Source organism: Bacillus chungangensis (genome assembly GCF_030812995.1).
GTDB lineage: Bacteria > Bacillota > Bacilli > Bacillales > Bacillaceae_C > Bacillus_CF > Bacillus_CF chungangensis.
Genome location: NZ_JAUSTT010000026.1, coordinates 1 through 25,745, shown reverse-complemented (window position 1 = coordinate 25,745; position 25,745 = coordinate 1). Strand labels below are relative to the sequence as shown.

At 37.6% G+C, this 25,745-nt stretch carries 29 protein-coding genes; 21 read left to right on the top strand and 8 right to left on the bottom strand.

The window, feature by feature from the left end:
- The first annotated feature begins 92 nt into the window (after positions 1 to 92).
- The 4 genes from J2S08_RS17875 (at position 93) to J2S08_RS17860 (ending at position 3,514) form a co-directional block, all read left to right on the top strand.
- On the top strand, positions 93 to 398 hold the full coding sequence (locus J2S08_RS17875; RefSeq protein ID WP_307231972.1) for a YunC family protein: 306 nt from the start codon (positions 93 to 95) through the stop codon (positions 396 to 398).
- Positions 399 to 883: 485 nt separating this feature from the next.
- Positions 884 to 1,654 (top strand): sporulation protein YunB, encoded by a 771-nt coding sequence (gene yunB, locus J2S08_RS17870; protein WP_307231969.1) that lies wholly within the window; start codon positions 884 to 886, stop codon positions 1,652 to 1,654.
- A 238-nt stretch (positions 1,655 to 1,892) separates the two neighbouring features.
- Positions 1,893 to 3,410: a sodium-dependent transporter gene (locus tag J2S08_RS17865; RefSeq protein ID WP_307231967.1), complete on the top strand. Its 1,518-nt coding sequence runs from the start codon at positions 1,893 to 1,895 to the stop codon at positions 3,408 to 3,410.
- Complete coding sequence (locus J2S08_RS17860) at positions 3,410 to 3,514, top strand: methionine/alanine import family NSS transporter small subunit (RefSeq protein WP_307231965.1); 105 nt, start codon at positions 3,410 to 3,412, stop codon at positions 3,512 to 3,514. The genes J2S08_RS17865 and J2S08_RS17860 overlap by 1 nt, the downstream gene beginning before the upstream one ends.
- Before the next feature lie 59 nt (positions 3,515 to 3,573).
- Here J2S08_RS17860 and J2S08_RS17855 read toward each other — a convergent pair whose 3' ends face one another.
- Positions 3,574 to 4,554, bottom strand: a complete 981-nt coding sequence (locus tag J2S08_RS17855) for a M23 family metallopeptidase (RefSeq protein ID WP_307231963.1) — start codon at positions 4,552 to 4,554, stop codon at positions 3,574 to 3,576.
- Between the two features lie 424 nt (positions 4,555 to 4,978).
- Between J2S08_RS17855 and lipA the strand changes: the two genes are divergently transcribed.
- Positions 4,979 to 5,896, top strand: coding sequence for a lipoyl synthase (gene lipA / locus J2S08_RS17850; RefSeq protein WP_307231961.1), 918 nt, complete (start codon positions 4,979 to 4,981; stop codon positions 5,894 to 5,896).
- A gap of 166 nt (positions 5,897 to 6,062) precedes the next feature.
- Here lipA and J2S08_RS17845 read toward each other — a convergent pair whose 3' ends face one another.
- The gene (locus tag J2S08_RS17845) at positions 6,063 to 6,743 is read right to left on the bottom strand and encodes a YhcN/YlaJ family sporulation lipoprotein (RefSeq protein WP_307231959.1); all 681 of its coding nucleotides are present in this window, start codon (positions 6,741 to 6,743) and stop codon (positions 6,063 to 6,065) included.
- A gap of 110 nt (positions 6,744 to 6,853) precedes the next feature.
- Between J2S08_RS17845 and J2S08_RS17840 the strand changes: the two genes are divergently transcribed.
- On the top strand, positions 6,854 to 7,138 hold the full coding sequence (locus J2S08_RS17840) for a YutD family protein (RefSeq protein WP_307231957.1): 285 nt from the start codon (positions 6,854 to 6,856) through the stop codon (positions 7,136 to 7,138).
- A 130-nt stretch (positions 7,139 to 7,268) separates the two neighbouring features.
- Here J2S08_RS17840 and J2S08_RS17835 read toward each other — a convergent pair whose 3' ends face one another.
- A complete protein-coding gene (locus J2S08_RS17835) occupies positions 7,269 to 7,580 on the bottom strand; it encodes a cytosolic protein (protein WP_307231955.1) in 312 nt (103 codons plus the stop codon).
- A 182-nt stretch (positions 7,581 to 7,762) separates the two neighbouring features.
- On the opposite strand from J2S08_RS17835, the gene J2S08_RS17830 reads away from it, so the two are divergent.
- Together J2S08_RS17830 and J2S08_RS17825 are read left to right on the top strand one after the other, a co-directional pair.
- Positions 7,763 to 8,218, top strand: coding sequence for a DUF86 domain-containing protein (locus tag J2S08_RS17830; RefSeq protein ID WP_307231952.1), 456 nt, complete (start codon positions 7,763 to 7,765; stop codon positions 8,216 to 8,218).
- On the top strand, positions 8,215 to 8,991 hold the full coding sequence (locus J2S08_RS17825) for a TIGR01457 family HAD-type hydrolase (RefSeq protein WP_307231950.1): 777 nt from the start codon (positions 8,215 to 8,217) through the stop codon (positions 8,989 to 8,991). The genes J2S08_RS17830 and J2S08_RS17825 overlap by 4 nt, the downstream gene beginning before the upstream one ends.
- Before the next feature lie 107 nt (positions 8,992 to 9,098).
- Here the strand turns inward: J2S08_RS17825 and J2S08_RS17820 are convergent, their stop codons facing one another.
- The gene (locus tag J2S08_RS17820; protein WP_370875712.1) at positions 9,099 to 9,578 is read right to left on the bottom strand and encodes a phosphatidylglycerophosphatase A family protein; all 480 of its coding nucleotides are present in this window, start codon (positions 9,576 to 9,578) and stop codon (positions 9,099 to 9,101) included.
- A 177-nt stretch (positions 9,579 to 9,755) separates the two neighbouring features.
- Between J2S08_RS17820 and yutH the strand changes: the two genes are divergently transcribed.
- Positions 9,756 to 10,760, top strand: a complete 1,005-nt coding sequence (gene yutH, locus J2S08_RS17815; RefSeq protein WP_307231946.1) for a spore coat putative kinase YutH — start codon at positions 9,756 to 9,758, stop codon at positions 10,758 to 10,760.
- A gap of 62 nt (positions 10,761 to 10,822) precedes the next feature.
- Here yutH and J2S08_RS17810 read toward each other — a convergent pair whose 3' ends face one another.
- On the bottom strand, positions 10,823 to 11,080 hold the full coding sequence (locus J2S08_RS17810) for a NifU family protein (protein ID WP_307231944.1): 258 nt from the start codon (positions 11,078 to 11,080) through the stop codon (positions 10,823 to 10,825).
- Positions 11,081 to 11,459: 379 nt separating this feature from the next.
- On the opposite strand from J2S08_RS17810, the gene J2S08_RS17805 reads away from it, so the two are divergent.
- Positions 11,460 to 11,789, top strand: coding sequence for a YuzD family protein (locus J2S08_RS17805; RefSeq protein WP_307231942.1), 330 nt, complete (start codon positions 11,460 to 11,462; stop codon positions 11,787 to 11,789).
- Positions 11,790 to 11,832: 43 nt separating this feature from the next.
- On the opposite strand, the gene J2S08_RS17800 is transcribed toward J2S08_RS17805, so the two are convergent.
- Positions 11,833 to 12,900, bottom strand: a complete 1,068-nt coding sequence (locus J2S08_RS17800) for an NAD(P)/FAD-dependent oxidoreductase (protein WP_307231940.1) — start codon at positions 12,898 to 12,900, stop codon at positions 11,833 to 11,835.
- A gap of 1,027 nt (positions 12,901 to 13,927) precedes the next feature.
- Here J2S08_RS17800 and J2S08_RS17795 point away from each other — a divergent pair.
- The 3 genes from J2S08_RS17795 to J2S08_RS17785 all read left to right on the top strand — a co-directional run bounded on the left by J2S08_RS17795 (position 13,928) and on the right by J2S08_RS17785 (position 16,998).
- A complete protein-coding gene (locus J2S08_RS17795) occupies positions 13,928 to 15,679 on the top strand; it encodes an N-acetylmuramoyl-L-alanine amidase (protein ID WP_307231938.1) in 1,752 nt (583 codons plus the stop codon).
- Between the two features lie 448 nt (positions 15,680 to 16,127).
- Positions 16,128 to 16,364, top strand: a complete 237-nt coding sequence (locus J2S08_RS17790; protein ID WP_307231936.1) for a YuzB family protein — start codon at positions 16,128 to 16,130, stop codon at positions 16,362 to 16,364.
- Between the two features lie 271 nt (positions 16,365 to 16,635).
- Positions 16,636 to 16,998, top strand: coding sequence for a HesB/IscA family protein (locus J2S08_RS17785; protein WP_307231934.1), 363 nt, complete (start codon positions 16,636 to 16,638; stop codon positions 16,996 to 16,998).
- A 176-nt stretch (positions 16,999 to 17,174) separates the two neighbouring features.
- Here J2S08_RS17785 and J2S08_RS17780 read toward each other — a convergent pair whose 3' ends face one another.
- Positions 17,175 to 18,170, bottom strand: coding sequence for an NAD(P)/FAD-dependent oxidoreductase (locus tag J2S08_RS17780; RefSeq protein ID WP_307231932.1), 996 nt, complete (start codon positions 18,168 to 18,170; stop codon positions 17,175 to 17,177).
- A gap of 387 nt (positions 18,171 to 18,557) precedes the next feature.
- On the opposite strand from J2S08_RS17780, the gene J2S08_RS17775 reads away from it, so the two are divergent.
- The 7 genes from J2S08_RS17775 to J2S08_RS17740 all read left to right on the top strand — a co-directional run bounded on the left by J2S08_RS17775 (position 18,558) and on the right by J2S08_RS17740 (position 24,595).
- Positions 18,558 to 19,775 (top strand): NAD(P)/FAD-dependent oxidoreductase, encoded by a 1,218-nt coding sequence (locus tag J2S08_RS17775; protein ID WP_307231930.1) that lies wholly within the window; start codon positions 18,558 to 18,560, stop codon positions 19,773 to 19,775.
- 129 nt (positions 19,776 to 19,904) lie between these two features.
- The gene (locus J2S08_RS17770) at positions 19,905 to 20,390 is read left to right on the top strand and encodes an NUDIX domain-containing protein (protein WP_307231928.1); all 486 of its coding nucleotides are present in this window, start codon (positions 19,905 to 19,907) and stop codon (positions 20,388 to 20,390) included.
- An 83-nt stretch (positions 20,391 to 20,473) separates the two neighbouring features.
- Positions 20,474 to 20,797 carry a YuiB family protein gene (locus J2S08_RS17765; protein WP_307231925.1) on the top strand — a complete coding sequence of 108 codons (324 nt, stop codon included), beginning with the start codon at positions 20,474 to 20,476 and terminating at the stop codon, positions 20,795 to 20,797.
- Positions 20,798 to 20,901: 104 nt separating this feature from the next.
- Complete coding sequence (locus J2S08_RS17760) at positions 20,902 to 21,612, top strand: 3D domain-containing protein (protein ID WP_307231923.1); 711 nt, start codon at positions 20,902 to 20,904, stop codon at positions 21,610 to 21,612.
- Positions 21,613 to 21,997: 385 nt separating this feature from the next.
- Positions 21,998 to 23,509, top strand: coding sequence for a leucyl aminopeptidase (locus J2S08_RS17750; RefSeq protein ID WP_307231921.1), 1,512 nt, complete (start codon positions 21,998 to 22,000; stop codon positions 23,507 to 23,509).
- Positions 23,510 to 23,709: 200 nt separating this feature from the next.
- Positions 23,710 to 23,838, top strand: a complete 129-nt coding sequence (locus J2S08_RS17745; RefSeq protein WP_307231919.1) for a hypothetical protein — start codon at positions 23,710 to 23,712, stop codon at positions 23,836 to 23,838.
- 541 nt (positions 23,839 to 24,379) lie between these two features.
- Positions 24,380 to 24,595: a hypothetical protein gene (locus tag J2S08_RS17740; protein WP_307231917.1), complete on the top strand. Its 216-nt coding sequence runs from the start codon at positions 24,380 to 24,382 to the stop codon at positions 24,593 to 24,595.
- Between the two features lie 160 nt (positions 24,596 to 24,755).
- Here J2S08_RS17740 and J2S08_RS17735 read toward each other — a convergent pair whose 3' ends face one another.
- The gene (locus J2S08_RS17735) at positions 24,756 to 25,115 is read right to left on the bottom strand and encodes a hypothetical protein (protein WP_307231915.1); all 360 of its coding nucleotides are present in this window, start codon (positions 25,113 to 25,115) and stop codon (positions 24,756 to 24,758) included.
- A gap of 145 nt (positions 25,116 to 25,260) precedes the next feature.
- Between J2S08_RS17735 and J2S08_RS17730 the strand changes: the two genes are divergently transcribed.
- Entirely contained in the window at positions 25,261 to 25,647 is a 387-nt protein-coding gene (locus tag J2S08_RS17730) for a hotdog fold thioesterase (RefSeq protein WP_307231913.1), read from the top strand.
- Positions 25,648 to 25,745: the final 98 nt, after the last annotated feature.

The window sequence follows — 25,745 nt, the reverse complement described above, 5'->3', positions numbered from 1 at the left end:
TTCAGAGAATAGTGTCATTCATTAAAAAGATAATCTAGAAGGAATTCCCGCTTCTTTTTTTCATAAGTATAGGAAAGAAAGGAGGGGAAGGTTTGATTTCTTTAATTCCAGTCCAAGTTGAAGATCAAACATTTCTAGGTGTCTCAGTGGCGCTGCCAAAAACGAATTTGTTAGCGATAACAAATAATATCGGCTATATAATGTGCGGTGCTTTGGATGTAGCACTCTTAAACAAGCAGTTAAAAGGCAGAAAGATTATAGCTGGGCGAGCGGTTGGCGTGAAGACGATAGAGGAACTGCTTGCGGCTCCGTTGGAATCAGTTACAGCAGAAGCAGAAAATCTTGGTATTAAAGCAGGAATGATTGGCCTTGAGGCTTTGTTAAAAATGAAGGAGTGAAGGAACGTTAAATTGCATCTCCGTCCATCAATAGAAAGATAATAGATGAACCCGCTCGTTAATGGTATTGCAATTTTTGCTAACGGGCGGTTTTTTTCATTTCTACATGATTTCTTACTTCTATCGTTTACCCAATTTCTATTTAGCTGCTGAATTTTTTTTCAAGGAAGTTACGCTTTTTCATCTAACTGACAGTAAGACCCCCATGGTCAAATGTCCGATTGGTTCGGGCCTACAGGATAAGGAAAGCTTCGGCAGTGATACATCGCATGAAGAAAAAGCGGGTTTCCTTTTTCGAGGACGTCGTGCTTTTAGCTTGAGATCCTTTGTATGGGGGATGAGAGAAAACCCTCACTGATGGAAGTTTCTCTTTATAACCCACTGATTCATGAAGTTTCTCTTTTTTGGCTTATTCCACTATCAAGAAGCGTAAGGGGTTATTCTTTCACCTCATGCATATAGTGAATAGGAAGGGGGATGAGCAGATGAAGAAAAGATTTCGTGGTCACAAACCTCTCCGTGGTCCGCTGCCAATTCGTTATGTATTATTGTTGACCTTTGTCTTCTTCGTTTTTTCTACGATAACTGGACTGTGGATTGTGAATGCTGGAATAAAACCAACTCTTGTTAGTTATGCAGAATCCCAAACACGGAAGATTGCCCCGTTAGTCATTAGTAATGCAATTAATAATAAAGTGACAAAAGATATTGATTTTGACGATATATTTGAAAGAGATAGCAGTGATAGTTCACACCTTCAAATAACTACTTTAAATACAAAAAAGATTAATAAAATGCTGGCCGAGACAACGAGTCTTGTACAAATGAATTTGCAACAGGCAGAACGTGGAAATTTAGAAGCGCTTGAACTGCCAATTGATATGGAATTAGAATATGAGGAGACCGAAAAAGCGAAAGGAATTGTTTTTTCTGTACCGTTAGGGCAAGCGACAAACAATGCGTTATTAGGAAATTTAGGGCCAAGGATCCCTGTTCGGTTTCATGCAATTGGAGATGTTGTACCTGATGTAAAAACAAAGGTGAAGCAATACGGCATCAATAATGTTTTTGTCGAGGTGTTTATTCATATTACGGTCCAAGTCCAAATTATCATCCCCTTTACAACATCAGTTACTACAGTAGAGCAATCTATTCCGATTGGGGCAGGATATATTCCAGGAGAAGTTCCACAATACTATAATAATGGCTCAAACGCACCACCATCTATTCAATTGCCACAGCCTGGAGGAGAATGAATTTATTTGAATCAAACAATATGTCCATTATTTGGTTTATCTTGAAGATAATTTTTTGATATAAGCTATATCGTCGAGCATAAGCTTGCCGAAATGGCTTGTTTTTTTATTGATAAAATATTAAAATCTATTTTGACACCTTGCCGAAAAAGGATTATAATATTCTTGATTATTTTAATAGTCAGAAAATAAAGAACACATAAGGCAATAGACACAGTCATGAAAGGGAGGAAAAAAGATGGATAATAGACCACAATGGGGGTCGCGAGCTGGTTTTATTTTTGCAGCAGTAGGTTCGGCAATCGGTCTCGGAAATATTTGGAGATTTCCCGCTGTAGCTTATGATAATGGAGGAGGAGCATTTTTCCTTCCGTATTTATTTGCACTCTTAACGGCAGGAATTCCATTATTAATTATGGAATTTACAATGGGTCATAAATACCGGGGATCTTCTCCTCTTACTTTCGCACGAATTAGTAAAGGAAGTGAATGGATCGGGTGGTGGCAAGTCGGAATTACATTTGTTATTGCTACTTATTATTCAATTATTATTGCCTGGGCAATGTCATATACGGTCTTTTCCTTTAAAGTTGCTTGGGGCAGTGATCCAGGAAGCTTCTTTTTTAATGAGTATTTAAAACTTGGCGAGCCTGGTACGGCTGGCAGTCTTGTTCCGAATGCTTTAATTCCATTAATTATCGTTTGGGTCATTGTTTTAAGCATTCAATCTGCTGGGATTAAAAAGGGGATCGAATTAGCAAATCGAATATTTATCCCTTTGCTTGTATTTTTGTTTCTTCTGATTGTGATACGTGCCCTTACATTAGATGGAGCAATAGAAGGAATCAATCAATTTTTTAAACCAGATTGGAATCGAATATTTGATGGAAAAGTATGGGTTGCCGCTTATGGACAAATTTTCTTTAGCTTATCCATTGGTTTTGGAATCATGCTTACTTATTCTAGTTATTTGCCAAAAAAATCAGATATTACAAATAATGCGTTTATTACAGGTTTTGCTAATTCTTCATTCGAATTGCTTTCCGGAATAGGGGTTTTTGCAGCATTAGGATTTATGGCGTCACAACAAGGAGTAGGAATTGATGAAGTAGTGAGCAGCGGTGTTGGTTTAGCATTTTCTGTTTTTCCGTCCATCATTAATGAAATGCCAGCATTTCAATCAGCCTTTGGAATATTATTTTTCTTATCATTATTATTAGCCGGGCTATCATCCTTACTTTCTATTATTGAAACATTTGTCGCTGCAGTTCAAGAGAAGTTTCATGTAAATCGAACTACTGCGGTTTTAGTTGGAGGCGGCTTAGCGGCGGTAATTTCATTATTATATGCGACACAAGGTGGTCTATTCTTCCTTGATACTATTGATTACTTCATTAACAATTTTGGTGTAGCATTAGCCGGGTTATTCGAAGTTGTCTTTATTGCATGGTTTGTAAAACAATTAAAGCCGATTCAACTACATGCTAATAGTGTTTCAGATATAAGAATTGGGTCTTGGTGGATCATTTGTCTATCCGTGATTACCCCACTAGTTTTAGGGTATATGATGTACGATAATTTACGGCAAAATTTGCTCAGTGATTATGAAGGATATCCTCGTGAATTTATTTTTCAATACGGCTGGTCGGTTGTCATAGCCGTCATTTTAGCAGCAGCATTATTCTCTATGAAAAAGTGGTCGCAAGATCAGCTTGCCATTTCATCTGCTGCTGAAAAGAAGGAGGTTGCCAAATAATGTCTATTAGCGCCATTGTTATGATGATCATTGGGATGGTTGTTATTTGGGGAGGTTTAATGGCCAGTATCTTTCATGCAGTAAGAAAGTCAAAACGATCATAATATATAATCCTATCAGTAGGAGGCGTTTGCTTCCTACTGATAGTTCATTACAAGACAGATCATTTAGAAGAACGATCATTTCTTTCAGCAATTCTCAAATGAGGATATGGGTCAAATGACCATTCTGTTCTTCCGTTGTATTTATACATTCCGAAATGCAAGTGTGGCGGGAACTTTCGAGAAGTCCCTTTTGGACCGTAACCAGTGCTGCCGACGTATCCGAGAACAGTCCCTGGTTCAACAATTTGTCCGATTTGCAAATCTTTCGCAAATCCATTTAAATGTGCAAAATAATGATACGTATTATGAACATCTCGAATGCCAATTCTCCAGCCTCCATATTTATTCCAGCCTTTCATTTCGATAACGCCATAGGCTGTAGATTGTACAGGCACCCCATAATTGGCAAAAATATCTGTGCCTTCGTGAATTCTTCTCCCGCCCCAGCCTCGTGCAACACCCCATGTGCTTTTGTAGCTATAATGATGGTTAATTGGCAGAGGAAAAACCTTTTTTCCCAAATCTAATGTTCCAAAATGGCGATATAGCTTCGCGATATTTAAAATGATACCAACTGTTTTATCTTTTTGGTAATAATCCCATAAAGCGATTCTAATATGCTCTTCGTCAATCCCGTAATGAAGAAGATAATGAGCAAAAGTGTATAAAATATCTAAATCATCCGTTCTTTTTGCTTTTCCATCACTATTCCCATCACGTCCCATTCCATTAAAAAGACTAATGAAAAATGGATGATGTTTGTCTTTGTTTTTATTTAAAAATCCTGACCACTGTTCAGGTGAGAAATAAATTCCTGTTAATCCTTCAGGCTTTGGCAAATCGTTTCGAACGAGACGAATATTTCTCTCATATTGATCTATTGCTGCTAAATAGTACCAAGGGACAAAAGTCATTGCTTCGACTTGTCGATAAAGGTTCATACGCTGCTGATAGATATCTGCTTGTGAAGGTTCTTTGGCAACTGCCAGCGTCGCATTTCCAAAAAGGATAAAAATAAGTAAACAAACGTATTTCCGCAAAAAAATTGCCTCCTTTTTCATCCAATAGTTAGTAAGGATCTTGTTTGTGAACGTTCGTGCGTTGAGTGCAGCAATGACGGCTGAATAACGAATGATTACTTAAAACAAGGTGCTTACAGTTTCCCTTATTTTATGATTGAATTTTTTTTTCATTAATGTAAAAAATGGCATCGGCTTTGAATAGGAATGAGAAGCCATTGTGAATGAAAACAGAGTGCTTGTCATACCTTTTTCTGTATGATAGAGTTTCAGATGAACAATGTTAATAAAAAGAAGGAAACATGGGTGAAATGAAAGTGAACTTGGGGGTTTTCCTTCATGCCCATATAAAGCCCGCTCTCTTGATCGAATTTTGATGTTTTGTTTATAGATATCATGAGAGATGCAGGATTATTGCGATAAAACGTGTACGGGGGTTAGAACAGTGGATAAAAGGGATGAGTATTTAAGAAAACCTGACTGGTTAAAAATTAAACTAAACACAAACGAAAATTACACTGGTTTGAAAAAGATGATGCGGGAAAAGAATCTCCATACCGTCTGTGAAGAAGCACGCTGTCCTAATATTCATGAGTGTTGGGCTGTACGCCGAACGGCTACATTTATGATTCTTGGTGATGTATGTACACGAGCTTGTCGTTTTTGTGCGATTAAGACTGGCCTACCATCAGAATTAGATTGGAAAGAACCTGAGCGAGTAGCAGACTCAGTTGCGTTAATGAATTTGAAGCATGTTGTTGTAACCGCGGTTGCTCGGGATGATTTAAAAGATGGCGGTGCTGAAGTATTTGCAGAAACGGTGCGTGCTATTCGCAGGAAAAATCCATTTACGACAATTGAAGTACTGCCTTCTGATATGGGGGGCATTTACGAAAATTTAAAAACGTTAATGGATGCACGTCCAGACATTTTAAATCATAATATTGAAACAATTCGTCGTTTGACTCCTAGGGTTCGTGCTCGAGCAAAATATGATCGGTCATTAGAATTTTTACGTAGAGCAAAAGAGATGCAACCAGACATTCCGACAAAATCTAGTATCATGATTGGACTAGGAGAAACAAAGGAAGAGATTATTGAAACGATGGATGATCTTCGTCAAAATCAGGTGGATATTATGACGATAGGCCAATATTTACAGCCGACAAAGAAACATTTAATCGTAAAGAAATATTATCATCCAGATGAGTTTAAAGAATTAAAAGAGATAGCGATGACAAAAGGTTTCAGCCATTGTGAAGCAGGTCCATTGGTTCGTTCCTCTTACCATGCTGATGAGCAGGTCAATGCAGCATCAAAGGCGAAACAGGAAATGGGTGAGAAGGAGAGCCGACAAGCTTAAATGTTCTTATCTGTATTTTAATCAAGACAAAGACCGTATCACTTCTGATCAGTATTTTGTTGCATTCAGATTCCGCAAACAAAGGGTTTTTTACGTATTAACGCGGTCTCACTGTTTTTTACTGAGTGGTACGGTCTTGAACATATGTTATGATATCTTTCTATTGCTAGCGCTGCTTCTTTTTTTGTTTTTGATAATCATCTCTGTATATATAGTCATCGTCAGGTTTGATTGTTTCTCCATTTTCATTCTCCCCTGCGTTTATTTTTCTTCCCTGAGATGAGCGCTCCAGCATTAAGTCTATCGTATACCGGACAGTTCCATCAACATCATTTCCCATTGGATCCATCCTGGAGATATTTTCTATCTCTCGTCTCAAATGAGGATCGTCTGTTACATATACATGGTACCAGCGGGGAATAACTGAAAGAACAGATTTCTTCACTTGATCTGCTGTTTCAAAACGAGAGGTTTCATCTAGTTTGTCTGTTTGATAAGCAACTAACACTTCTTTATCAGTGACAAGGACTGCACTATCGTTCACATTTGGCAAGGTTACATGAATATTGCTAATTGTGTTGGCAATCTGTTCGCGATTTATTTTAGGGAATTTTTTCCCTTCATTCATACGATCCTGATTAACAGGACTTTTTACTTGACGTACATAGCCAAAACGATCGTTGTTGCCGCCCTGATTATAAAGCTCTGCTTGATCTTGTACATAAATGGTCTGTCCATTTTTTTGATAAGTTCCTGTTTTCCGGTCGGTAACAGTTTTATTGTTCGTACATGCAGACAATGCACCTGCTGCAAAAAGCATTGCTGCGAACAAGTATTGTTTTTTCAAAAGATCCACCTCCTTTTTTAGCGTGTGTATCTTTTTGCTTTTTTTGCTTAGTAATTGATGGAGAATTCGTTATAATTTAAGAAGGAGTAAGAAAAAGGAAGGTGATTCACTTGATTCGCATTCAAAACAATTATTATGAATTGGTTACAGAACATAAGGATGGATTTAATGAGGAAGAATTTCAAAATCGCTACAGTGATATTTTAACGAAATATGATTATATTGTGGGGGATTGGGGGTATGGAAAATTAAGATTAAAAGGTTTCTTTGATGATCAAAACCAAAAAGCTGGTTTTGATACGAAAATAAGTACATTAAGTGAATATTTGTATGAATATTGTAATTTTGGATGTGCTTATTTTGTCGTCAAAAAAGTTCATCGACCTTCTGTTTAAACTTTCCGAAAATACCATTCTTATATAGATTAACAATCGGACGCGGGAAAGGATGCTTCCATCAGTGAAAGCTTATGTTCTTCACTGATGGAAGAAATTTGAAGCGTTAAGTAATTAGCAGGAGTTAAAATTACATTTCCTCTCCATATGGCCGTTCCTTTTTTGATGCTTTTTGATCTTCATCATGATGATCCGGTTGATCTGCTCCTGGATAGATGCGCGGTACATTTTGCTGAACTGAATTAAATTGGTAGTCATATGCACTTTGCTTCCGTTGTCCAATTTTGAAAGGTGATGATTTATTTTCTACTGGTGTATGTTTCCCACGTGGAGAACCATAAGCACCTTCTGGCAATCCTTCTGGAAATAAAAAGCGCCTTTGTGTTTCTACGTTTGAAAAATCCTCATATTCTTCTTTTTTTTCCCATTCTGTTTTTTTCATTTTCTTCACCTCATGGCCGTTTTATTTTTCATTCGACCGATCTTATTGTTAGCTATTTTTTGAAACCGAATTATTTTCATGTCCTCCAATTTTTGCAAGACATTAACTGTTGTCATAGAGAGCAGGACAATGATGTGCTAAAATAAAGAAGAAAGAAGAAATGATGGAAGGATGTCAAAAAAGTGTATTTTATCGATCGTCAGAAAATAGAGCTTACATTGCAGCATATGGAGAAACAGTTAACTTTATTTAAACAAACCGGCAGTTGGGAATCCCCATTAGAAAAAGCAGCATTGGAACGTATTTCAATGACTATCATTGAAGCGATTTTAGATGTCGGCAATGCGATGATTGATGGCTTTATTATGAGAGATCCTGGAAGCTTTGATGATATTATCGATATTCTTGAAGATGAAAAAGTCATCACGGCAGAGATTGCAAACGGTTTAAAACAGGTGATCAAACAGCGGAAAATGTTGGTGCAGCAATATATTAATGTGAATCACGAAGCAATCATTGCGGTTTTTCATGCCCAATTTTCTCATTTAGCAGCTTACTCGTCAAAAATAAGATATTATTTAACAAATGAATTAGGGCCAGTATCTGCCTTTAAAAGCGAAGGTAGCAATAAACAGTGAAAGTATATGATGGATACTTAATCGATTTAGATGGAACAATGTATCGCGGGACAGAAAAAATAGCAGCTGCATGCACGTTCGTTCAACGATTGCAACAAGAAAACATTCCTTATTTATTTGTAACGAATAATTCCTCTCAAACACCGGAGCAAGTAGCCACAAAGCTCCAAACGTTTGATATTCCTGCTACAGAGGATCAAGTATTCACCTCATCACTTGCAACAGCCAATTATTTATCAGAAAGAAAAACGAAAGCTTCTGTCTTTGCAATAGGAGAAGGAGGTCTTTTTAAAGCACTGCAAACAAAAGGTTTTGTTTTCGTTGAAGAAAGTCCAGATTTTGTTGTCGTCGGTATCGATAAGGAACTAACATATGAAAAGTTGACAACTGCTTGCTTATGCGTTCGTGCTGGAGCTGATTTAATTGCTACAAATGGCGATCTTGCAATCCCTACAGAAAGAGGGATGATACCTGGTAATGGCTCCATCATAGCGGCAATCTCCGCTTCAACACAAACGATCCCAACATTTATTGGGAAACCAGAACCAATCCTGATGGAACAAGCTTTAAAAAAGCTAGGAGTTCCGAAAGAAAAAACCCTGATGATTGGGGATAACTATGATACTGACATCAAGGCAGGTATTCAAGCTGGGATAGATACATTGCTTGTACATACAGGTGTTACTTCAAAAACTGTACTGATGGAAAAGAAAATCCAGCCCACATATTCTCTAGATTCACTTTCTGATCTTTGGCCATTGGTTCATAACTAGATTCATTTGGCTAATAGGCCGCATACTTCACATAAGCTATTTCGTATCAACCACTAAAAAACACCTTCTCAATAACAATTTGAGAAGGTGTTTTTAGGATATTCACTTTAATCTAATTCTCCGCCGTGTGCCAGTCTGCTAGAGGCTGCTGCTGCGATTGCTCCGACAATATCATCTAAAAAAGTATGGCATGAGCCATTGGAATGATCGTTTAGTTTTGATAAAATACCAGGTTTTACTTTGTCAATATAGCCATAATTAGTAAGGCCGATCGAGCCATAAACATTAACAATTGAAAGGGCTAAAATTTCATCCACTCCGTATAAGCTTTCATCATATTGAATAATTGATTGCAATGGCTCTTCAAGCTGTCCTTTTTCTGCCAGTCGATCTAGTTGGATGCCCGTTAGAATAGCATTTTGGACTTCACGTTTGGTAATTACTTTATCCACATTTTCTATGCATTCTTCTATCTGGAGGTCAGGAAGATATTTTTTTTGTAGAAATAAGACAAGTTCAGCGATATCTTCTATTTGAACACCTCGTTCTTTTAGCCATTGGCGTGCAGTTTGTTCAGATAGACTCATTTTCTCCTCATTTAACATGGTGACTCACCTTTTCTATAGAAATTTTATTTAAATAAAGTATTAAAAATGAATGCTTCCGTTTGATAAGAATTTCAACATTAAATTGAAATTGTTATAAGAATATTTATTCTCCCTAACTTATATCATATCAATAATCAGACAAAAGGAGGAGTTTTCATGGAAAAAAAGATATTAAAAACATTTTTTGACATAGAACCAGATAGTGCTTTCCAAGAAGGAACAGCGATTAGATACTGGGAAAATGATACTCTCTATACACTAATACAGGTTACGCATATGCCGCAAGAAATGCTTGTAGAGTTATACCAAATGTCTGAGCATTTGAAAAAAGAAGGTGATCGCTATGTAGCCACGTTTTATCCTTCAAAAAATAACACTTTTTTAGTAACTCAGGATGACATTGATTTTGTCGTCTTAAAAAATGAACAAAATAGGGCGAAAGCGAAACGGAAAATTGGAAGGCAGCTGGCAAAATTTCATCTAAGAGGAAGATCGCTTAATGCAAAAATAACGGAAAGAAATCGAATGGGCCAGTGGAAAATGCTTTGGGAAAAGAGGCTTGAGCAAATGGAATCAATGTGGCGTTCCATTATCCAATCACAGCCAGAACATCCTTTTACCATGTTATTCGCTGAATCATTTCCCTACTATATGGGATTAAGTGAAAATGCGATTCAATATTTAGTGGACACAGAATTGGATGAAGAACCAACATTTGCAGATGGAGGTACTATTTGCCATGAGCGTTTTACACACGAATCATGGAGTACGCCCTCTCAGATGAGAAATCCTTTTGATTGGGTGTACGATCATTGTGGCCGTGATATTGCTGAATGGATTAGAGATGTTTATTTGCGTCGTAGCCAAACGTTTGAGCCGGAAATACACACCTTCTTAAATAACTACCAAAAGCTCTCTCCATTATCGCCATTTTCCTGGCGGCTTATTTACGCACGGCTGCTTTTTCCATTCCATTATTATGAATGTATAGAAGAATATTTTCGAACGAATCAAGAAGAAAAACAAAAACATTTAGAAGAAAGACTTCATTTTTATATAAAGTATTCGCAGGAATATGAACGATTTTTGAATCAGTTTAAGACTTTTACAGGGGTTGTGAAAATTCCTGAAATTCATTGGTTAAACGCAAGCTGGTCATAACAGGCACTTGCGAAAAAAAAGCAGCTTCCAAGATGGAAACTGCTTGATGTATGGATGTATCATTAAAATACTTGTTCTACCTCGACAACGCCAGGAACTTCTTCCAAAAGTGCCCGTTCAATTCCAGCTTTTAATGTAATAGTAGAGCTTGGGCAAGTACCACATGCACCAAGAAGACGCAGCTTAACAACACCATCGTCAACATCTACTAATTCACAATCGCCGCCGTCACGAAGCAAAAATGGACGTAATTTATCTAATACCACTTGTACTTGTTCATTCATTGTTTGATCAGACATCATTGATCGACTCCTTTCCATAACCTTATTATAATAACATATTGCAAAAAAATCTATTGTTGTGATATTTTTAACTTTTTATGTTGGCTATTTCTCCATTTTGTGTACAATTAACATAAAGTACAACTTCTTATTGCCACTTGATTAAAAGTAAAAACAAAAATTTTGATCGCAATGTCCTTGAAAAAGGGTTCTGTTTTTTTCTCTGTGGATTGCTCATTTAAGAAGTTTTCCTTGCCTTAATACAATCAAACAATTGAACATTTTACTTAAATTCTTCTACTCCTATCATTATTGAAGTAGGGGAACATGATTTGCCAGATAAGTATAAGGGTATAGAAAGTTTGAACAGTTATGAATGATGACGGCTCAAGAAGTATACAGTTAGGAGGAGAAAACAATGACAACAAATCAAATTGAAATCTTAGTTTATGGGGCTGAACAAATATGTGCTAGTTGCGTCAATCTGCCATCATCAATGGATACATATGAATGGCTTGAGGCTGCAATTGCAAGAAAGTTTCCAAATCAGCCTTTTAAAGTGGAATATATCGATATTTTTAACCCGCCTGCTGATGATGAAAAACGAACATTTGCACAACGCGTTGTAGAGGAAGACATGTTTTATCCAGTAGTAGTAATAGAAGGAAAAGTCGTTGGAGAAGGCAACCCGCGCCTAAAAACGATTTATGCAGAGATGGAGAGCCGGGGATATATTCCTTCAGCATAAAAAATCTTCCGTCAGGTCTATGATACTGACGGAAGTGGTTTTACTACCCATTATGATGGCGATACATCCAGAGCACCCCTGATTTAATGAGACGGGGAACACGACCTGTAATCGCTGTTTCTCCTAATAAACCAAAGCCATGTTTTTTCCCGAGGGAACCAAGAACGCCTTTTAGCTTAATGTTTGGAAGATCTTTCGGCAATTCTTCGTTATTCCATTTTTTCAATAATACTTTTACGATTTGCTCTGCCTGTCCTTCGGCAAGTTGTGCACTTGGTGCTGATGGCAAGCTTGCACAATCTCCAACTACGAAAACACTTTCAAAAGAAGGGATATAATGATGTTTTGTTAAGATGACTCTGCCATGCTGGTCTTTATCAACATCCATCGCTCGGACAACAGCGTTTGGCTGGATGCCAGCCGTCCAAACGACTACATCTGATGCAATGGGTTCATCGTTGTTGTAAAGCTTTCCCTTTTCAACTTTTGTAATATTAGCATGATTAATGATTTCTACTCCATGTGTTTCAAACCAATTTTGAACATATACACTTAAACGCTCTGGAAAAGAAGATAAAATGATTTTTCCTCGATCGAATAGCTTTACTTGCAGGTCTGGTCTGCTATCATGAAGCTCGCTCGCAAGCTCCACTCCGCTTAGTCCACCGCCAACGATACTAACAATCGAATTTGCAGGCAAGTTATTTAAAGTTTGATACGTCTTGCGTGCTTCTTCGATTGTTTGAATGCTATATGTATAGGTATCTGCTCCAGGGACATTATGGTATTTATCTTCACATCCTAGTCCAATAACAAGATCATCATATGGAATAGGTTCTTCGTTTGCTAAATAGACAAGCTTTTCTTCTAAATTGATTTCTGTTACTTCGCCATAACGAACCTTTAAGCGAGGATGTTCAGGAAAAGCAACACGAACATGTTGATCCGAAATTGTGCCAGCCGCTAAAGCATAGTATTCCGTTTTTAAGCAGTGATAAGGAACTCTATCGATTAGTGTGATGGTCCAATCATCTGGCAATTGATTGGGTAGTAAGCGCTGTAAAATACGCATATTACCATATCCACCGCCAAGTAATACAAGATTTTTCATTATTTTTCTCCTTTTGCAACTGTTGTAAAGCAACTTTTTCATGGTATCAATGTTTAAAAATTATTATATTGGGCTTAGCCACCTGTTATTTATAAGCTATTTAATCAGGTGGGGTACAATGGAAGCCAATAAATCTTATTAACTATTGATCTCAAGCTTTTTTATAAAGCAGGAAATCTTTTATTATTCTGTTTTTTTTATCGGGATTATCCTTGATTTCCCGAAGCATTCAATAAAAATTATAACGAAATATGTCATGATATACAATAGCCTTACCTGTTAAACGTATTTATCCTATTGTTTTTAATTAATTTTCAAATCTTTCTTATTATTTTATTTAGTATTTTATATTAGGTGAAAAGTGTCATAATTTGTACTTTTTATAAAAAACAAATTCAAAAATACTCTAAATATGGTGAACTACGAATATAATAATCGCATTTTAGTCAATCCAGTAAACGAGATACACTATTTCGTCCTCTACTATGATTAAAGAAAAGCAAATAGGTGTATCGTTAAAAATTTAACTAACTACCCCACATATATTATCGTGGTTTTTACAACTTTATTACATCATCATGCTACGCTACTGAAGGGGTGATTATTAGTGGTAGCAATTGAAGATAAAACTGCGATCAATGAGTGAATCAAAAGAAATCTACAATCGGCGGGAGATCTATTTTTGATGGAAAGGCTGCAATGAAAGAATTGAAACGACATGGGTTAGAAGGGTGATGAATGAGGAACGCGTTGCTGAAAATTAGAGTATTTCACACATGATCAGGAGATTTTCCGTTTTTCGACATTTACTGATGTGTCAATAAAGATGGTAATAATGGATAAATTTAAGATCTATCATACTCTAAATATGGTAAACTATGAATATTATTCTATTAGGTTATGAGTGAGGAATTTGCCGTCGAAAATTGGAACAAATTATTTGTTCTTAACACGATAATTAGACGATATTTCTCTTTTCAACATTACCTAATATATGAAAATGCTTTGAGAAAGGAGAATGCTAATAATGAATAAATATGTTAAATCTATTTTCCTATTTATGATGGCTTTTGTCGTTATGTTCGGTTCACTGCAAACCGAAGCGAACGCAGCTTCGGCATTGAAAGACATCCCAGAAAAGTACCAGAAAGAAATTGGCTACTTAATCGATCGTGATGTTGTCTCGGGCTATCCTGATCAGACATTTCGACCAAACAACAATGTCACCCGTGCGGAAGCAGCAACATTAATCGGAAAAGCGATTGGCTTAAATGGCGAAAAGCGTAAGACAAGCTTCTCAGATGTGAAAAAAGATTCATTTGCTTCCGGCTATATTCAGTCGGCATTTGAAAAGGGCATCATCTCTGGTGACGGAGCGGGAAAATTCCGTCCTGAAAGCAACATTACGAGATGGGAAATGTCTGTCCTTATTACGAAGGCATTTCAATTCACAAAAGAAGGGGATGCAGTCTATAAAGATGTTTCACCCTCTGGGAAGCAATATGCAGCGATTAACAAGTTAACGACCGCAGGCATTTCTGTTGGCTATCCAGATGGAACATTCAAACCAAACACAGCGATTACAAGAGCAGAATTTGCTTTGCTAGTCGCACGCAGCCTGAACGAAGAGTTCCGAATCCTTTTTGAACATGACTCAATCGGAGAACGCTATGTGAACGCTACGTCATTAAATGTTCGGAGCGGCCCTGGTACAAATCACCAGGCGATCGGTTCTTTAAAGCACAATACAAAAGTAACCGTGCATGAAATTTCAAATGGTTGGGCATACATATCAGCTGGAAACTTGAAAGGCTATGTACATACGAACTATTTACAACAAGAAGAAGTGAAAATAGAGCCAGAAACACCAGTGGCACCACCGAAAGAACCTGAAAAACCCGTGACACCACCGAAAGAACCTGAAAAGCCAGTGACACCGCCGAAGGAGCCTGAAACGCCGCCGGTAGTGCAAGAGCCTGTTGAACGTTATGTGAACGTAGATTCTTTAAACGTTCGGAGCGGCCCTGGAGTAAACTATGATAAAATCGGTGCACTGTCGTACAACACGAAAGTAACTGTCCATGAGACGAAAGGCGATTGGTCGAGTATTACAGCTGGCAATCTTAAAGGATATGTCAACAATAAATACTTGCAAAAAGAAGAAGCGCCAAAGCAGCCTGTAACACCTCCAACACCAGCACCAACGCCGCCTGCAAATGGCAAAAGAATCGTTACCATTGATCCTGGACATGGCGGCCACGATGCTGGAGGGGCTGGAAACGGATTAACCGATAAAGAAGTAGCGCTTGCGGTAGGGCTGCGTGTAGAAAAACTTTTAAAAGAACAAGGTATTGAAGTAATCATGACCCGCTCGGATGATACTTTTATTCCACTATCAGAAAGGCCCAAAATCGCAAAAAATAGCAATTCAGATGTGTTTGTCAGTATTCATGGAAATAGCATGGATAATAATCCAAGTGCAAATGGAACCGAAACGTTCTATCACAAGTCAAATACACCACGCGCTGAAGATAGCAAACAATTAGCTGGATTTATTCAAAAGCATTTGGTTTCTGCTTTAAATACTAGGGATCGTGGTCTTAAAACTGAACCTAAATACGTAACGAAAAATACAACGATGCCAGCTGTTCTCGTAGAACTCGCCTTTCTTAGCAACAAAGAAGATGCTGCCAAGCTGGCTCAAGACGAATACCGTGATGCAGCAGCCGCTGCAATTACACAAGGCATTCTTGATTACTTTGCTTGGAAAGGAATATAATGTTGAAGCACTCAAGCATTCCGCTTGAGTGCTTTCTCTATATATAGAGGATAAACAGTTAGGAGGTTGGGAAAAAGAAAGGGATGGAAGTAGGGAAATGATCCTATTTCCATGGTTTAATATTTATAGGCTTTATTAAGTTCATTCATTGATGATCACGATTCATGTGATCATCAAATACGTTACAGATGATCAAAAAGAAATGAAAATATTTCCTTTCAATATCGTTAAGCAGCAGCCTGAGGTTTTCTGAGAAATAGCGAAACGCCTAAATTTTCTTTCTAATCTAGAATGGTCTTTTTAACTATTTGCTTCACTTTATGTCCGAAGCAATCGAGCACTGGCTGCTAAAACTATTTACAAAAAAAAAGTGCCAAAACATCCAATAGACCAACATTGACTTGAAAGATTATTCAATGGTAGGATTGCAGTGCAAGAGGTGAGAAAAATGAATGCAATCATTGAATTTTGTATCAGCAACTTAGCGAGCGGTTCGTATAAAGCACTAGAAATATTAGAAGAAGATCCTAACCTTGATATTATTGAATATGGTTGTTTAGGTTATTGTGGTCCTTGCAGCCAATATCTGTATGCGCTAGTGAATGGCGAACTAGTAAAAGCAGAAACTCCTGAAGAGCTTGTTGATCTAATATATAAGCATTTGGAAGAAAATCCAATGTTTTAAAAAAAGGATGGTTCAAAGGTTTTTATATTTGGACATCCTTTTTTTGTATTTTATAAATGATCTGAAGGCCAACGAGAAGAACGTAACAATGTAAACATGAATAAATATAAAAAACATACCAGTTGTGTGATGATGTTGGAAGGTATATACTAAGCATTAAAGAAGTGAGCTTTTTTTCCTTTTATTTTACAACTGTAAGAAGAATGAAGGAAATCCCCACTGCTGAAAGCTTTACTTTTATCAAAATAAACGATATTTGGAGGTGTAGATGATGACTAATACTGTAATCATTACTGAAGCTGCGGCTTTCCAAATTAAAGATATGATGAAGCAAAACGAAGAGGAAGGCGCTAGTTTACGTGTCTCTGTCAACGGCGGAGGCTGCAGTGGCTTATCGTATGGATTAGGTTTTGATTATGATCAAACGGAAGATGACATTCAATTCGAGCAACACGGAATTTCCGTATTGGTAACAAAGGAAGATGCACCGATTCTCGAAGGAACAAAAATAGATTATAAACAATCACTGATGGGTGGCGGGTTTACAATCGACAATCCAAATGCGATTGCTTCTTGTGGCTGTGGGTCTTCATTCCGTACTGATAAGAAGGCGGGAACACCAGAGAAGTGTTAATTGGCTTACCAGCTATATATCAAAAAAGATCTTCTTTATGCGATAAAGAAGATCTTTTTTTATGCTTGATTTTCGTAATGAAAAAAATCATACATGGTTTCATCAAAAATAGAAGAAACATGCGTGATAGTTGTTAGGAGTGTTTTTTTCGTTATGAAGAAGAAAGCAGCTTCGATTTAAGAGAACATGGATGTACTATGCATTGGCTGTAATCGTGTTTTCGGATCAATATAAGCTTTAGCATTGCTGACTGCTGTTGGCGCTTCCCCAAATCCAGTAGCAATAAGCTTTACTTTGCCTTCATAAGTGCAAATGTCTCCAGCGGCGTAAACACCTGGAATGTTCGTCTCCATTTTTGAATTAACAACGATTGAATTCTTCTCAATTTCCAGCCCCCAGTTTTTTATAGGACCTAATGAAGAAATAAATCCGTAATTCACGATAAAATCGTCCACATCCAATGTTTCTCTTATTTCTGTTTTCGGTTGCTCTATAATAATTTGTTTGATGCCATCTTCATCCCCTTTTAACTCAACAGGAACAAATGGCGTTTTAATCTCTACTTTGGATTGTTCAAGGGTTTCGACGCTATGTTCATGGGCGCGGAATTTATCACGGCGATGAATAATCGATACTTTTTTAGCAATTGGTTCAAGCATTAAAGCCCAGTCGACAGCTGAGTCGCCGCCTCCGCAAATAGCTACTGTTTTATCTCTGAATTTCTCCATATCGTCCACGAAATAGTGCAAATTTTTATTTTCAAATTGTTCTGCATCCTTAATATCAAGTTTACGGGGTTGGAATGCACCGTTCCCGGCAGTAATGATAACTGTTTTTGTAAGATGCACTTCTTTGTCAGTCGTTAGTTTCAAGATGCCGTCTGGTTGTTTTTCGAGCGTTTGTACAGCTTGTTCTAAGCAAACAGTAGTAGGGAATAAATCCAATTGAGCTTTTAGCTGATTGACTAGATCTTGTGCTTTAACTTTTGGAAAACCTGCGACATCATAAATATATTTTTCTGGATAAAGGGCTGATAGCTGTCCGCCTAGCTGAGGCAAGCTTTCAATAATTTTTACACTTGCTTTTCGCATACCGCCATAGAATGCTGTAAATAAGCCAGTTGGACCTCCCCCAATAATAGTTATATCATAAATGTTGTGATCTTCTTTCAATAGAAATCCCTCCAATTATTTTCAACAAACACCAACTACATAATAGCATAATTTTTTTCTTTCGATAACGATGACAACTTGTTGGTAATCGAAAAGTAGTGTTTAAACTTTTAAGAGAATATGAGTATTGGATGGTAGAAAGGTGAGATTCGCTCTTTTTGCTTATGACTTTCTCCTTATTTCTGAATGTTCTTAAGTTTCGTTTTTACTACATATATCTTGAAAAAGGATAGCAAAAAGAATAATATGAAAGATAAGCACGATGTTAATATTTTATGACATTTTTCTTATATTTTTTTTATTAAGTTAGTGAAATAATTTACATACTTTTTATGTAAATACTGTGCATGACAAGTTCAAAACATTAAAAAGGTGGAAGTGATACGATTGAAAAACCCAAAGATTGTAGTATTAGGCGCGGGTTACGGTGGTTTAATGACAGTCAAACATCTAGAGAAAAAATTAGGCAGCCATCAAGCTGAAATTATTCTTGTTAATAAGAATGATTATCATTATGAAACGACCTGGCTGCATGAAGCATCAGCAGGAACACTTGGTCCAGATCGTGTCCGATATGACATCTCGAGTGTCATTGATCGCAATAAAGTAGAGTTAATTAAGGCAGTTGCTTTAGAAGTGAAAACAGAGGAAAATAAGGTTATTCTTGACAATGGCGAGCTAGATTATGATTATCTTGTCATTGCATTAGGAGCAGAACCGGAAACCTTTGGTATTAAAGGATTAAAGGAATATGCACTCTCTATTACGAATGTGAACGCTGCTCGTAAGATTCGTGAGCATATTGAATATCAATTTGCTTTGTATCATTCAGAAGCAGAAAAGCGTGAAGAGCGTTTAACCATTGTCGTAGGGGGCGCTGGTTTTACTGGAATTGAATTTCTAGGTGAATTAGTAAATCGTATTCCTAAACTTTGCAAAGAGTATGACATTGATCAAAAACAAGTGCGAATTGTATGTGTGGAAGCGGCTCCAATGGTTTTACCTGGTTTTGATCCTGAACTCGTTCAGTATGCAACTGCACTTTTAGAAAGTAAAGGAGTAGAATTTAGAATCGGCACTGCGATTAAGGAAGCGACTCCTGATGGCATTATTATTGGTGTTGGCGAAGATGAAACAGAAGAGATAAAAGCGTCTACAGTCATCTGGGCAGCTGGTGTTCGCGGCAATTCGATTATTGAAGCGTCAGGTTTTGAAAATATGCGCGGACGCGTGAAGGTAAATCTTGATTTGCGAGCTCCTGGCCATGATAATGTCTTTATTATTGGAGACTGTGCCCTGATTATTAATGAGGAGGCGAACCGTCCTTACCCTCCAACAGCCCAAATTGCTATGCAGCATGGCGAAGTATGCGCACAAAATATTGCTAATCTTGTAGCAGGATCAACGGATTTGAATACATTTGTATTTGATGATAAAGGTTCCGTTTGCTCACTAGGAGAGTCCGATGCCATTGGTATTGTGTTTGGCAAGAAAGTAAAAGGGAAAACAGCATCCTTTATGAAAAAAGCAGTCGATAACCGTGCCTTATTTATGATTGGAGGTCCTTCATTAGTATTTAAGAAAGGAAAGTTTAAATTTTTTTAGTATAGGTACGTATAAGAAAAAGTGGCATGATCATTTACTCTCCTACGAGTAGAACAGATGAAACTCGCCCTAGGGGGCGAGTTTCTTTAAATAAGTGGGACTTATGGATGAATAAAGGGGGAGAGGAACATGAACGAAAAACGCGGAAAGGTGTGGCTTGGGGTAGCAGCTGTCATTGTAAATGCTGAAGGTCATTGGCTTGTTGTGAAGAAGCGTTACAGTGGCCTGAAAGGGAAGTGGTCCTTGCCTGCTGGTTTCGTAAATCCGGGAGAAACAGTCGATGAAGCGGTTAAAAGGGAAGTTTTGGAAGAGACAGGTGTTGTTTGTGAAGTAAAGGATTTGCTTGGGATACGGACAGGGGTTATTGAAAATGACATAAGCGACAATATGCTGATTTTTGCTTGTGATCCGCTGACAGAAGTCATTAAAATTCAGGAGAAAGAATTGTTGGATGTTCAGTGGCTGGCTCCTGACAAGCTTTTAAAAGATGATGCAACATCAATGATTATTCGCCTATTAATAGAGAAAAAAGATACACAAGTAAAAACAGTGCTTGAAAATATCCAACCTGGCAATGAATTTGGCTACACCTCTTACAAAATATTATTGTATTAACAGGCGTGGTTCATCGATTAGGTGGCCATTGACTGTATCAGGAATTTTCAGTAAATTTAGCTTTATGTTAGGGGGAAAAGAATATGCCGATGACGGTGCCTACGCTTATTATTTCAATGCTCTTGTTTTTTGTCTTATTTTTTGGCATAGGTTTTTTAGTCAATATGCTGTTAAGATGGACATGGGTAATGGCAATTGTTTATCCAATCATTGCAATTTTGATTATTGACGATGTACGATTTATCGAATATTTTACAAATTCATCGACAGCTTTTCATCAATTAGGAAATAAAGTCGCATCATTAGCAACAGCTGATATATTAATATTATTGAGCGGACTGGCTGGTTCAATTACTGCTGGTTTTGTGATGATCGTACTACGGAAAAAAGGATATCAAATGTTTTAGTTGACCCTCACCTCGTGAAGGGTTTTTTTTTGCGATTTTTACCTTCTCTGAATAATTCTTTTTGAAATAGGAAAGGAATAATTTTGGGAGGAGTGAAAATCCAAATGAAAAAAATAATGAAAAGATGCATGATGATAGGGTTGTTTCTAGCTGCAATTTCAGCTACATACCAATCACTTTCAGGTGTGAAGGCTAATATGCTGGCAGCTTGGATCCAATATGGTGCGAAGAACATGAATATATTTGTAGAAAAAGATTTTTCTTATCAACATCAATTAAAAATAAATGGTTTAAATATGAAAAAGATACATGAAAAATTCGATAAACCAGTTCTTACGGCTAGTTCCGAAATAGAGGAGGAAGCAGCGGAGCGTTCATTAGAAAAAGCGATTGACTGGTCCCAATATCCAAAAAGGACAGTAACAGCAACTGGATATACAGCTGGATTTGAGTCAACAGGCAAAACCCCAGGTCATCCTGAATACGGGATTACTTATTCAGGAATAAAAGTAAAAAGAGATTTATATTCGACAGTAGCTGCTGATTTAAATGTTTTTCCACTTGGAACGATTCTTTTTATCCCCGGATATGGATATGGAGTTGTTGCTGATAAAGGCGGAGCAATAAAAGGCGATAAACTAGATCTGTATTATGAAACAGTGGATGATGTTTATACGCAATGGGGGAAAAAGACATTAGATGTTTATGTTGTTGAAATGGGAGACGGAAACATCACAGAAGAAGAGCTTCTTGCATTAAACGAAAATGAAGCAATGCAAGTGTTTCGAGAAAAATATATACCAGGAGAAGAATAATTTATCTATTGATTGCGATAGCGCTAAGGTAAGCGATGTTTGCGGCCTGCGCTTTTTTTATATGTATAGGATGTGGGTTAAGGTTATTTTATTGTGAATAATTGATGTGACATGTAGTAAAGGATGAAAGTGAGGAATATTCCGGTTAAGCTGCCAAAGAATACTTCGATTGGTTTATGCCCCAGCAGTTCTTTTCATTCTTTACGTTTTTCTTGCTCCGCTTTTTTTGCCATCCTTTCGCTTCTTCTATAAACCTTTTTCTTTCTATTTTACCACATGATGCCAATTATATAACAGCAGCGGTTAAAAATCTTTCTTGCGATATGTCATCGTATCGTTAAAGAGAAAAGACAATTTGTTATAATAGCATGTGGAGGTGACAAGGATGTTTAAAGTATTACAATTGAATCCTTTTGAAAGCGAACAAGCATGTCTCATTATTGGTGTGAAGGACTTGCCTAAGAAATTTGGCGGTTCATTAGAAGTATTAGATGACATGTTGTCAGGTGCATTAACAGAAATGGTTAAAAACGGAGAATTATCAGCGAAGAGAAATGTGCTTACATCAGTCCCTACGCTCGGTAAATTGCCTGTCAGACGCTTGCTTTTTGTTGGTTTAGGGAAAGAAAAACAATTAACTTTTCCATTGCTTAAAGAAGCATTTGGATTTGCTTTTAAACAAATAAAGGAGTGGAAGCTACCTTCTGCAGGTATTGCACTTGATACATTTGTAACTGAGACGATCCAGAAAGTAGATGCAGCATTTGCTTTAAGTGAGGCGTTGCCATTATCAACGTATACATTCCCAGGCTATAAACAACAGTCCAATGAACCAGAAAAGTTCATCGAAAAAATGACGGTGTTTACAGAAGCTATGTCAGAAGAAATAACAGAAGCGCTTCATACTGGATTTGTATTAGGAAAAGCAACAAACAGTGCAAGAACACTCGTCAACACACCGGGAAATTTATTGACCGCAACTGATTTAGCTGCCTATGCAAGCAAGCTTGCTGATCAGTACAAATTTCAATTAGAAATTTTAGAAAAGGAAGAAATGGAGAAGCTTGGCATGGGCGCGTTTCTAGCTGTTAATAAGGGCTCGGAGCAGCCTCCTAAAATGATTGTACTCTCTTATCAGGGAAAACAGGAATGGCAAGATGTGATTGGACTTGTTGGCAAGGGGGTTACCTTTGATACTGGCGGTTATTCCTTAAAGCCAAAAGATGGCATTGTCGGTATGAAAACCGACATGGGAGGAGCTGCATCGGTTCTAGGAGCGATGGAAGCTATTGGAGAATTACGGCCAGAACAAAATGTCATTGCTGTCATTCCAGCAACAGATAATATGATTAGTGGAGCTGCATTGAAGCCTGATGATGTTATTACGTCACTAAGTGGGAAAACAATCGAAGTATTGAATACGGATGCTGAAGGACGTTTAGTACTAGCGGATGCGATGACTTATGCTAAACAGCATGGTGCCAATTATTTAATCGATGTCGCCACACTGACTGGCGGTGTCATTGTTGCATTGGGTTCAGATAAAACAGGAGCGCTCACTAATCATGAAGCGCTGTTTGAACAAGTATTGGAGGCATCTTTTGAAGCGGATGAGTTTATTTGGCGTTTGCCTTATACTGAAAAAGATAAGGAACGCATTCGCAATAGCCGTGTTGCTGATTTAAATAATTCTCCAGGGCGTGAAGGCCACGCTATTATGGGTGGAGGATTTGTTGGTGAGTTTGCTGAGGAAACCCCTTGGGTTCATTTAGATATTGCTGGGACTGCTGTGCAAAAAGGTGAGACTGCATTAGGTTCTGCAGGAGCAACTGGCGTAATGGTAAGAACACTGGCCTTATTTGTAGACGCATTTGAACCAATTCCGTCCAAAAAATAAAATGATGTTTCATACTTGGAGCGAGAACAACTAAGAACAGCAAGATCGAACATTTAAATAGAAGTCGATGTGAAAACATTTACATAGGTTCTCTAATAAGTCCCTAAATTAAAACAGGTGGAGAAAAATGGCTCTGATATGCTCCCCTTAAGGTAGACAGATCAAAAAATAAAAATCTGTTTTCCTTAGGGGGAGCTTTTATGTCCAATCGGTATTATTCCCAAGAATTTAAATATGAAGTAATCACGGCTTATAAAGGTGCAGATTTGACCAATAGCGAATTGTACGCAAATATCAAATACCCTATATGTTTTGCTGGAGAAGTTTGAGAGAGAGGGAACAAGCGGGCTGGTGGCCACGAAAACAAAAAAGTCCTATTCCAAAGAACTAAAATCAGCTGCCGTCAAAGAGTACCTGTCAGGGGAGTTTTCCTAAAGTGAGGTCGTAAGAAGACTCGGCATTTCCAGCCTCTTGGTACTCCAATCATGGATAAAGAAGTATACTGGTCATAGAGAACAAAAATGAGGAAGAAAAATACTTCATTTCTTTTCTTTGTAAAATCGCTGGCATTGTCCATTCTGCGTATGATAAATGGATAAATCGATAAATCGAACACCTTCTGAAAGGGAATTTGAAAATAAAGAAATTATCAGGGAGATGATCGTTCTTCATGGGAAAGTAAAAGGTATCTACATTACCGTCGAATGACACTCAACATGAACCGTAAATTTGATAAAAACTTAAGTCGATAAATGGGAGTAGTTCACTGAAGAGAATATCGCATGGAACCTGCCGATTAGCCCATCCCATTCGCTACGTGTTTGCATAAATAAGTAAGGAGAGGCATGTGACTAAAAGGAGGTAACCCATTTGAACTATTATTATCGAACGGCACCTTATAGAAATCCTTTTTTCTTTGGTGTTCCACTTCTTGCCGGTTTTGCTGGCGGCATTTTGGGAAGCGCGTTGTGGCGGCCGCGTCCTGTAATCGCTTATCCGCCTCCGGTTCCTTACGGTGGTGTACCACCTTATGGATTTTCCCCATATGGAGGCGCCCCATTTGGAGGTGCTCCTTACGGATGGTAATAAAGAAAGAAGCTCTCCAACAAAATCGGAGGGCTTTTTTTGTATGTGGAATACAAGATGTAGAGAGGCTGAACGAAAAGTTTTGGAATTTTGGACAAGGAGATTGATTAAAAAAATGGCTCAAAAGAACGCAATTGCGCCCTTTTGAGCCATCAAGTACTTACTGCCATCGAACATTTAAAACCATTCGACAGCAGCTAATAGCGTTGTTGTTTTTTTCAGTAAATAGAATGGTAAGGCTAGATGGGTTGAAGGTAATGTCAGGATTCGTTTGAATAAGATCCTTGATCATTTTCTCTACCTCAGCTGTTTTTGATTCTTGAGCTGCACTCATTAATTTTCTCGAAAAGGCTTCTGATTGCTTAATATGTGTCATAATTTTGTTTGCATCATGTATATATGGCAATGATTTCTGTGCGGAATGCATAAACATGGAAGGATCAACAGGAGGAAATTGTCTAAAGTTTGGATGATGATAGTGATTATTGTATGGATAATGGGGATGAAAATATGGGTTCATCTAAATTAACTCCTTCCCTCAGTTGTTCGATTTTATATAATATGGAACGATATATCTGTATGCATCGAAAAGCTAAATAATCACCCGAATAAAGGATTTTGTAAGCGGCATCTTGAATAATCATATAATAAGGAGTGATGGAAAAATGGAATTTCACAATACTTTAATGGAAGCACTTGAAATCGAATTTATAGAGATAGGGGAAGGAAAGGTCATTGCAACAATGCCCGTCAATAATAAAACTCGGCAGCCGTTTGGATATTTACATGGAGGGGCATCTGTTGCATTAGCAGAAACAGTTGCTAGTATTGGAGCAGCAGCCTTAATCGATAATGAGAAAGAAATTTGCTTCGGTTTAGAGATAAATGCAAATCATATCCGTTCGAAACGAGACGGCGTTGTTACGGCAACGGCTGAGGTCGTCCATCATGGAAAAAGCACAATGGTTTGGACGATTGATATCGTTGATGAAGAAGGGCAGCTTATTTGCATGTCGCGATGTACGGTAGCAGTCGTTCCGAAAAAAAAGTAGATTGAAGAGGTTGGGACAAAACCCACCTCTGACATGAAAAAGCCGGTGAAATTTTACGACGAGTAAAATTTCACCGGCTTTGATAACTTTTGCATTAA

Excerpts from the sequence above, each read along its gene's own strand:
- yunB (WP_307231969.1), top strand. The coding sequence starts at position 884 with ATGAAGAAAAGATTTCGTGGTCACAAACCTCTCCGTGGTCCGCTGCCA.
- J2S08_RS17865 (WP_307231967.1), top strand. The coding sequence starts at position 1,893 with ATGGATAATAGACCACAATGGGGGTCGCGAGCTGGTTTTATTTTTGCA.
- J2S08_RS17860 (WP_307231965.1), top strand. The coding sequence starts at position 3,410 with ATGTCTATTAGCGCCATTGTTATGATGATCATTGGGATGGTTGTTATT.
- J2S08_RS17835 (WP_307231955.1), bottom strand. The coding sequence starts at position 7,580 with ATGAAAAAAACAGAATGGGAAAAAAAAGAAGAATATGAGGATTTTTCA.
- J2S08_RS17820 (WP_370875712.1), bottom strand. The coding sequence starts at position 9,578 with ATGAGTCTATCTGAACAAACTGCACGCCAATGGCTAAAAGAACGAGGT.
- yutH (WP_307231946.1), top strand. The coding sequence starts at position 9,756 with ATGGAAAAAAAGATATTAAAAACATTTTTTGACATAGAACCAGATAGT.
- J2S08_RS17810 (WP_307231944.1), bottom strand. The coding sequence starts at position 11,080 with ATGGAAAGGAGTCGATCAATGATGTCTGATCAAACAATGAATGAACAA.
- J2S08_RS17805 (WP_307231942.1), top strand. The coding sequence starts at position 11,460 with ATGACAACAAATCAAATTGAAATCTTAGTTTATGGGGCTGAACAAATA.
- J2S08_RS17800 (WP_307231940.1), bottom strand. The coding sequence starts at position 12,900 with ATGAAAAATCTTGTATTACTTGGCGGTGGATATGGTAATATGCGTATT.
- J2S08_RS17795 (WP_307231938.1), top strand. The coding sequence starts at position 13,928 with ATGAATAAATATGTTAAATCTATTTTCCTATTTATGATGGCTTTTGTC.
- J2S08_RS17790 (WP_307231936.1), top strand. The coding sequence starts at position 16,128 with ATGAATGCAATCATTGAATTTTGTATCAGCAACTTAGCGAGCGGTTCG.
- J2S08_RS17785 (WP_307231934.1), top strand. The coding sequence starts at position 16,636 with ATGACTAATACTGTAATCATTACTGAAGCTGCGGCTTTCCAAATTAAA.
- J2S08_RS17770 (WP_307231928.1), top strand. The coding sequence starts at position 19,905 with ATGAACGAAAAACGCGGAAAGGTGTGGCTTGGGGTAGCAGCTGTCATT.
- J2S08_RS17765 (WP_307231925.1), top strand. The coding sequence starts at position 20,474 with ATGCCGATGACGGTGCCTACGCTTATTATTTCAATGCTCTTGTTTTTT.
- J2S08_RS17760 (WP_307231923.1), top strand. The coding sequence starts at position 20,902 with ATGAAAAAAATAATGAAAAGATGCATGATGATAGGGTTGTTTCTAGCT.
- J2S08_RS17750 (WP_307231921.1), top strand. The coding sequence starts at position 21,998 with ATGTTTAAAGTATTACAATTGAATCCTTTTGAAAGCGAACAAGCATGT.
- J2S08_RS17745 (WP_307231919.1), top strand. The coding sequence starts at position 23,710 with ATGTCCAATCGGTATTATTCCCAAGAATTTAAATATGAAGTAATCACG.
- J2S08_RS17735 (WP_307231915.1), bottom strand. The coding sequence starts at position 25,115 with ATGAACCCATATTTTCATCCCCATTATCCATACAATAATCACTATCAT.
- J2S08_RS17730 (WP_307231913.1), top strand. The coding sequence starts at position 25,261 with ATGGAATTTCACAATACTTTAATGGAAGCACTTGAAATCGAATTTATA.